Here is a 7,102-nt window from a genome sequence, read left to right on the forward strand (position 1 = left end):
CTCCTATGGTTAAAGCCAATGCCGATTTTATCAACAATACCTTTTACAACGAAGATGGTAGTGTGATTGAGACGGAAGGGAAGGAAATCGTTGAAAAATTTGAACAAATCACTGATATTGCTGAAAGGCGATGTGCTGAAAAGAATCATGTGACCTCTGACCTTGCAATGTTTGCAGGTAAGGCGGCTCTTGATGATGCTGGTTTCGACGCCGAAAAACTAGACTATATTATTATAGCACACAATCTGGGAGATATGCGTCATGGCACGATCTACCCTGATATTCTGCCTACACTTGCATCCCGGGTGAAACATAAATTAGGTATTAAAAATCCTAAAACAATTGCATACGACATCACTTTTGGATGCCCGGGTTGGACACAAGCCATGATTCAGGCTAATTATTACATCAAATCGGGTGATGCAAAGAGTGCCTTGGTAATTGGTGCTGACACGCTCAGCCGTGCCATGGAACCTCACGATCGTGATTCTATGATCTTTGCTGATGGAGCAGGTGCTGTTTTATTGGAAGCCAGAGAGAGCGAAACACCTGTTGGCATTCTAAAACATGCTGTTCAAACAGATACCGAAGAGCACATTGATTTGCTTCGAATGGATGATCCATACAACGAAGAATTAAAGGGCGAAAACCTGTTCCTGAAGATGTATGGACGTCGACTATATAACTATGCTTTAACAAATGTTCCGCAGTTAGCTAAAGAGTGTCTGGATAAAAACGGGATGGAATTAAAGGACGTTAAGAAGGTCTTAATACATCAGGCAAATGCCAAAATGGATGAAGCGATTCTTAAGCGACTATTTCGTTTATATGGAGAGCGAAACGTTGATTTATCAGTTATGCCAATGACCATTCGCGAATTGGGTAACAGCAGCGTTGCAACAGTTCCTACCCTCTTTGATTTAATTTGTAAAGGACAATTAAATGGTCATTCTTTAGAAAGTGGAGACAACGTGATGATGACATCTGTTGGAGCAGGTATGAATATCAACGCTTTTATGTATAAAATACCGTAAAGCACTAACGATAAATGTAAAAAGAAAGAGCAGTCTGAAATCAAGCTGCTCTTTTTTTAGTTCTTTAGATTATTCTTAGAAAAATTCTTCTCCAGAACCCATTTCTTCTTCCACAAATTCACCCTCTTCACTTTCCGGTCTAACTACTTCTTGTCCGCAATCAAGATTTACATGAAAGTTAAGTGGTTCTTCAAACACATCCTCTTCACTAATTTCTAAGTCCTCATTCGCATATACATCCTTCATGTATAGTGCAAATATTGGTAAAGCCATATTAGCTCCCTGTCCCAACCGGATGCCATCGAAATGGATATCACGATCTTCACCGCCTACCCAAACGCCAGTCACCAACTGCGGCGTTACGCCCATGAACCATCCATCAGAATGATTTTGAGTCGTTCCGGTTTTTCCTCCAATCTGCCCATGCAGGTCATATGTATATCTCAATCTTCGTCCGGTTCCTTGATCAACAACGCCCTGCAACAGGTTAAGCATTAAATAAGCTGTTGGTTCGCTGATAGCTTCTCGTTTTTGTGGATGAAAATCACTTATCACATTTCCAAAACGATCCTCAATGCGTGTCACAATCATTGGTTCAATATGCACTCCCTTATTGGCAAATGTACAATACGAGCTTGTCATCTCCATCAATCCAAAATCTGGTGTTCCCAGACATAAAGCAGGAACTGCATCCATATGACTTTTTATTCCTAACTCATTAATGGTATTAGCCACCGCTTGTGGATTAAATTGTTTCATCACCCAAGCTGTAATATTATTGTTTGAATTAGCCAATCCCCATTTTAAGGTCACCATTTCACCAGCTCTTGCACTTCCGCTATTTCTTGGAGTCCATGTTTTACCGCTACCTAAATAAAAAGTTTGAGCAATATTAGGTACCAAATCACACGGTGTAAACCCTTCCTGCATGGCTAACGTGTAAACAAATGGTTTTATAGTAGAACCAACCTGGCGCTTACCTTTACCAGCCATATCGTACATAAAATGCTTAAAATTCGGACCTCCAACATATGCCTTTATATGACCTGATAATGGATCCATCGAGATCATTCCGGCTCGTAAATAGAACTTATAATGGTGAATTGAATCCAATGGCGTCATTACAGTATCTCGTTCACCGGCCCATGTAAATACTTTCATGTCATATGGTGTATTAAATACACGCATAACACTATCCATATCAGCGCCACTGCGTTTAAGTCCTCTATACCGATCTGTGTTCTTTATGGCTCTTTCAATTATTTTTTCATAATCTTCTTTGGAAAGATCCTGCGTGTAAGGTGCTCCCGGCTGTTTTCTTTTCTCAGCAAAAAACTTTGGCTGAATATCCTCACTCAAATGCTTTTTAACCGCATTTTCTGCATATTCCTGCAAACGTGAATCCAATGTTGTGTAAATCTTCAATCCATCTTTGTAGACGTCGTATTTTGTTCCATCGGGTCTGTAATTTTTATTAATCCAGCCATAAAGTGGATCTTCAATCCAGCGTAAACTATCTTCCAGAAACTTAGCTTCCATCCATGATGGATACTTTTCTCTAAGTGGCTCTGAAGCCGTTAATGTTAAGCGCAGGTATTCTCTAAAATAAGGTGCAGGTCCTTCTTTGTGATCTGCCCGGTTAAATTGTAGCTCCAATGGCAACACCGATAGCGAATCATATTCTTCCTGACTCAAGAACTGAGCCTTACGCATCTGATCCAGTACCGTATTACGACGATCCTGTGTTAATTCAGGTCGACGCACTGGATTATATAGTGCCGGGTTCTTTAACATTCCAATGATAACCGCAGCTTCTTCAACTTTTATCGAATCTGTTGTCGTATTGAAAAAGGTATGAGCAGCACTTTTAATACCATAAGCATCATAAATAAATTCAGCTTTATTTAGATACATGGTTAAAATCTCTTCTTTGGTGTAGCTTCTTTCTAACTTACCAGCGATTACCCATTCCTTTAACTTTTGAAAAGCCCGCTCCAATGTACTTGAAGCCCTACCATGAAACAATAGTTTGGCCAACTGCTGGGTAATCGTACTTCCTCCTCCGGAACTTTGATCCTGTAATATTATAGTGAATAAAAATACCCTTGCCAATCCACGGGCATCAATCCCGGAATGATCTTGAAAGCGCACATCTTCAGTTGCAATTAGGGCATTAACAATATTAGGCGAAAGTTCTTCATATAAGCTATAACTTCTGTTTTCTCTAAAGAAAGTACCCAATAATTGCTGATCACTGGATATGATATCTGTTGCCAGGTTACTCTTAGGATTTTCAAGTTCTTCAAACGTTGGCATAAATCCTAACCATCCGTATGATATCATTGTGAAAAGTGTAAATACTGATAAAATTCCACCTATGACAAGTACCCAAAAGATTCTAACCAACTTTCGAAATTTTGTTTTTGATTGTTCCATTCGCATATTTTTGAAGAATGTGGCAATACTTACTATAAAGTATCATTGTCACTGATAGTGTCTATCTATGCCCACATCTGTTTCATATCAATTATTGATATTTTGGTGTAAAAATAGTAAAATTTGACAGATCACTACGGGCTAACGTTTGCGTAAAGCATTTTCATTTTTTAACATTGTGGCAATTTTAATATAAATTTGCGTGCTTTATTAATAAGTGGTGTTTGTAAGACATTTGAGAGATGGGTAAAAAAACAACTGTTAACGAAGAGAACCTGGTGATCGTCGAGTCACCTGCGAAAGCAAAAACCATAGAGAAATTCTTAGGAAAAGATTTCCTGGTTAAATCAAGTTACGGACATATTCGCGATTTATCTAAAAGCGATTTTGGAGTTGACATCAACAATAACTACCAACCCGATTATATCGTTTCTTCCGACAAAAAAGATGTTGTCAAAGAATTAAAACAATTAGCTAAAAACGCAAAAATGGTGTGGCTCGCTTCCGATGAAGACCGCGAAGGAGAAGCTATAGCATGGCACCTGTTTGAGACGCTTGGATTAAAAGAAGAGAATACCCGCCGTATTGTGTTTCACGAAATCACTAAGGACGCCATTCAAAAAGCCGTTGAAAACCCAAGGAAAATTGATGTAAATCTGGTAAATGCACAACAAGCTCGCAGGGTGCTGGATCGATTAGTTGGTTTTGAACTATCGCCTGTTCTTTGGAGGAAGGTAAAACCCTCATTGTCGGCAGGTCGCGTGCAATCTGTTGCCGTTCGTTTAATAGTTGATCGCGAACGCGAAGTATTTGCTTTTAAACCAACTTCATCATATAGAGTTACTGCATTATTTGAAGTAAAAGATGACAAGGGGAAAGTAAAAGAATTAAAGGCGGAATTAAACAAACGTTTCGATACGCTTGAAGAAACTAAATCATTTGTAGAGAAATGTGGAGATGCCCAATTTTTAGTTTCTGAAATTGAGAAAAAGCCGATGAAAAAAACACCGGCTGCACCTTTTACGACCTCCACCCTACAACAGGAAGCATCCCGAAAGTTAGGATATTCTGTTTCGCAAACCATGTCAATTGCTCAAAAGCTTTACGAAGCAGGTAAGATTACGTACATGCGTACCGACTCTGTAAACTTATCTGATTTGGCACTTAACATGGCCTCAGCACAGATAACTGAAAAGATGGGTGCTGAATATGTTAAAATCAGAAAATATAAAACCAAGGCAAAGGGTGCACAAGAGGCTCACGAAGCTATCCGTCCAACGTACCTTGATAAGGAAACTGTTTCTGGTTCTGCACAAGAAAAACGCCTGTACGAATTAATTTGGAAGCGCACCATTGCCTCGCAGATGAGTGATGCCCAATTAGAGAAGACGATTATCAATATTAATGCTGGCACTGCTTCTGAAAAATTTCAGGCAACCGGCGAAGTAATCAAGTTCGATGGTTTTCTTAAAGTATATATTGAGTCAACCGATTCGGAAAATGAAAATGATGACAGTCAGGATGTACTATTACCACCGATAAGTAAAGGTGATGAACTGGAAATGCTTAATGTAGAAGCAAGACAGCGTTGGAGTCAGAAACCTGCCAGATATACCGAAGCAAGTCTTGTGCGCAAACTAGAAGAATTAGGAATTGGCCGACCATCAACCTATGCGCCAACCATCTCAACCATTCAAAACCGCGGTTATGTAGAAAAGGAAGATCGTGATGGAACTGAAAGACTTTATCAGCATCTGTTACTCAAAAAAGGCAAACAGCTGGTTGAAAGTGAAAAGTCAGAAATTACCGGAGCAGAACGTAGTAAGCTCTTCCCTACTGATATTGGCATGGTAGTGAATGACTTCCTTGTTAAATACTTCGAGAATATTGTGTCTTTTGATTTTACCGCACATGTAGAAAAAGAGTTTGACGACGTAGCATTAGGAAAAATTGAATGGAATAAATCCATTGACGATTTTTATAAGCCTTTCCACGTTAAGGTAGAAGAAACGCTTGAACAATCAGAAAAGAGCACAGGAGAAAGAATATTGGGTGTAGACCCGACCTCAGGACAGCAGGTATCAGTTCGCATCGGTCGCTTTGGACCACTAGCACAAATTGGAGTTTCGTCTGATGAGGAAGATGCAGAAAAACCACGCTTTGCTTCCTTGAGAAAAGGACAGCACCTGGAAACAATCACATTGGAAGAAGCACTTGACTTGTTTAAACTTCCGCGTACTTTGGGTGAATTTGAGAATAAAGTAGTAGTCATCGGCATAGGTCGATTTGGTCCATATATTCGCCATGATAGCAAATTTGTTTCTTTAAAGAAAGGTGTTGACGATCCTTTCGAAATAGATTTGGAAACCGCTATCGAACGAATCAAAACCAAGCGGGAAGATGACTTAAAGAAAATCATTAAGTTATTTGATGAGGAACCTGAACTACAAATCTTAAATGGTCGATGGGGACCATTCATTAAATATCAAAAAAAGAATTACAAAATTCCTAAGGATAAAAAGGCAGAAGAATTATCTTTGGAAGAGTGCAAAGCTCTGATTGAAGCTGATACTAAAACATCAACAAAAAAGGGTGCTAAAACTGCAGCTAAAAAAACAACGAGTAAAAAGACTACGACTAAGAAAGTAACAACTAAAAAGAAAGCAAGCCCGAAAAAGACCAAATAACCTAAACTGTGACAGAAGACTGGATACATTACTTTGACGAAACCAAACAAAAAGTTACCAATGCCTTTGAAGGTGATAACAATGAACGCTTATACGCTCAAATATCCGGTTTTCAAAGCTTATCAAGTATTGATTGGGAAATTTATAATGTTGCATTAATTGGTGTTCCTGACTCCAGAAATTCAATTCATAAAGGATGTGATGAAGCCCCTGATATGGTCAGGAATTTCTTAATGGGATTAAGGAAGCTCTCAAAACCAATTAATATTATTGATTTAGGTAATCTTAGAGGTAATACCATCGATGATCGTTATATGGCCCTTGAAGAAATCGTGGGTAAACTAATTGATCTCAACATCATCCCTATAGTCATTGGTGGTAGTCAGGATTATACAATTCCAATGGCTAAAGCCATTCAAAGTCAAGTGCCAAAATACAATCTATCGGTTCTTGATGCTAAAATTGATTGGTTGATATCTAATCAGGATTACTCCTCATCGAGCTTCCTCGGACACCTTTGCAATGGACCTCAAACAGCACCCTATGACTTATCCTTAATAGGTACACAAAAGTATCTTTACAGTGAAAGTCAGGAAAATAAGGTAAAGACCTGCACAAATGAGATATACAGACTCGGTCAAATTCGCCAATATGGGCACCAATCTGTTGAACCATTTATCCGAGATGCCGATCTTCTGAGTGTGGATATGACCGTTGTTAAGCAGAGTGATCAACCGGCACACATAATTCCAATGCCTAACGGATTAAGTAGCGAGGAATTGTGTCAGCTAATGTGGTACGCAGGTCAGAGTGACCGAACAAAAGCATACGGTATTTTTGAACTCGATACTTCACTGGATATCAGACAACAAGGCATTTATCTTGAAGCACAGGCAATCTGGCACATACTAGAAGGCATAGCTTTACGTTATAATGATTATCCAG

4 protein-coding genes are annotated in these 7,102 nt (G+C 39.1%); 3 read left to right on the plus strand and 1 reads right to left on the minus strand.

Translation table 11 applies throughout. The features are described from left to right. Nucleotides 1-1,034 (plus strand): 3-oxoacyl-ACP synthase III family protein (locus AC4MRQ_RS24030; protein ID WP_491200272.1); only part of this gene is annotated, 1,034 nt, incomplete at its 5' end. A 75-nt stretch (nucleotides 1,035-1,109) separates the two neighbouring features. On the opposite strand, the gene AC4MRQ_RS24035 is transcribed toward AC4MRQ_RS24030, so the two are convergent. Next, nucleotides 1,110-3,470: a transglycosylase domain-containing protein gene (locus AC4MRQ_RS24035; RefSeq protein ID WP_491200273.1), complete on the minus strand. Its 2,361-nt coding sequence runs from the start codon at nucleotides 3,468-3,470 to the stop codon at nucleotides 1,110-1,112. Between the two features lie 242 nt (nucleotides 3,471-3,712). On the opposite strand from AC4MRQ_RS24035, the gene topA reads away from it, so the two are divergent. Next, complete coding sequence (gene topA, locus AC4MRQ_RS24040; RefSeq protein WP_491200274.1) at nucleotides 3,713-6,157, plus strand: type I DNA topoisomerase; 2,445 nt, start codon at nucleotides 3,713-3,715, stop codon at nucleotides 6,155-6,157. A gap of 8 nt (nucleotides 6,158-6,165) precedes the next feature. Then, on the plus strand, nucleotides 6,166-7,102 hold a 937-nt coding region (locus AC4MRQ_RS24045), incomplete at its 3' end, for an arginase family protein (protein ID WP_491200275.1).

The sequence above is a fragment of the Carboxylicivirga sp. genome (genome assembly GCF_982718395.1).

Bases quoted from the DNA above. Each gene is read 5' to 3' on its own strand.
- AC4MRQ_RS24035 (WP_491200273.1), bottom strand. From the start codon at position 3,470: ATGGAACAATCAAAAACAAAATTTCGAAAGTTGGTTAGAATCTTTTGG.
- topA (WP_491200274.1), top strand. From the start codon at position 3,713: ATGGGTAAAAAAACAACTGTTAACGAAGAGAACCTGGTGATCGTCGAG.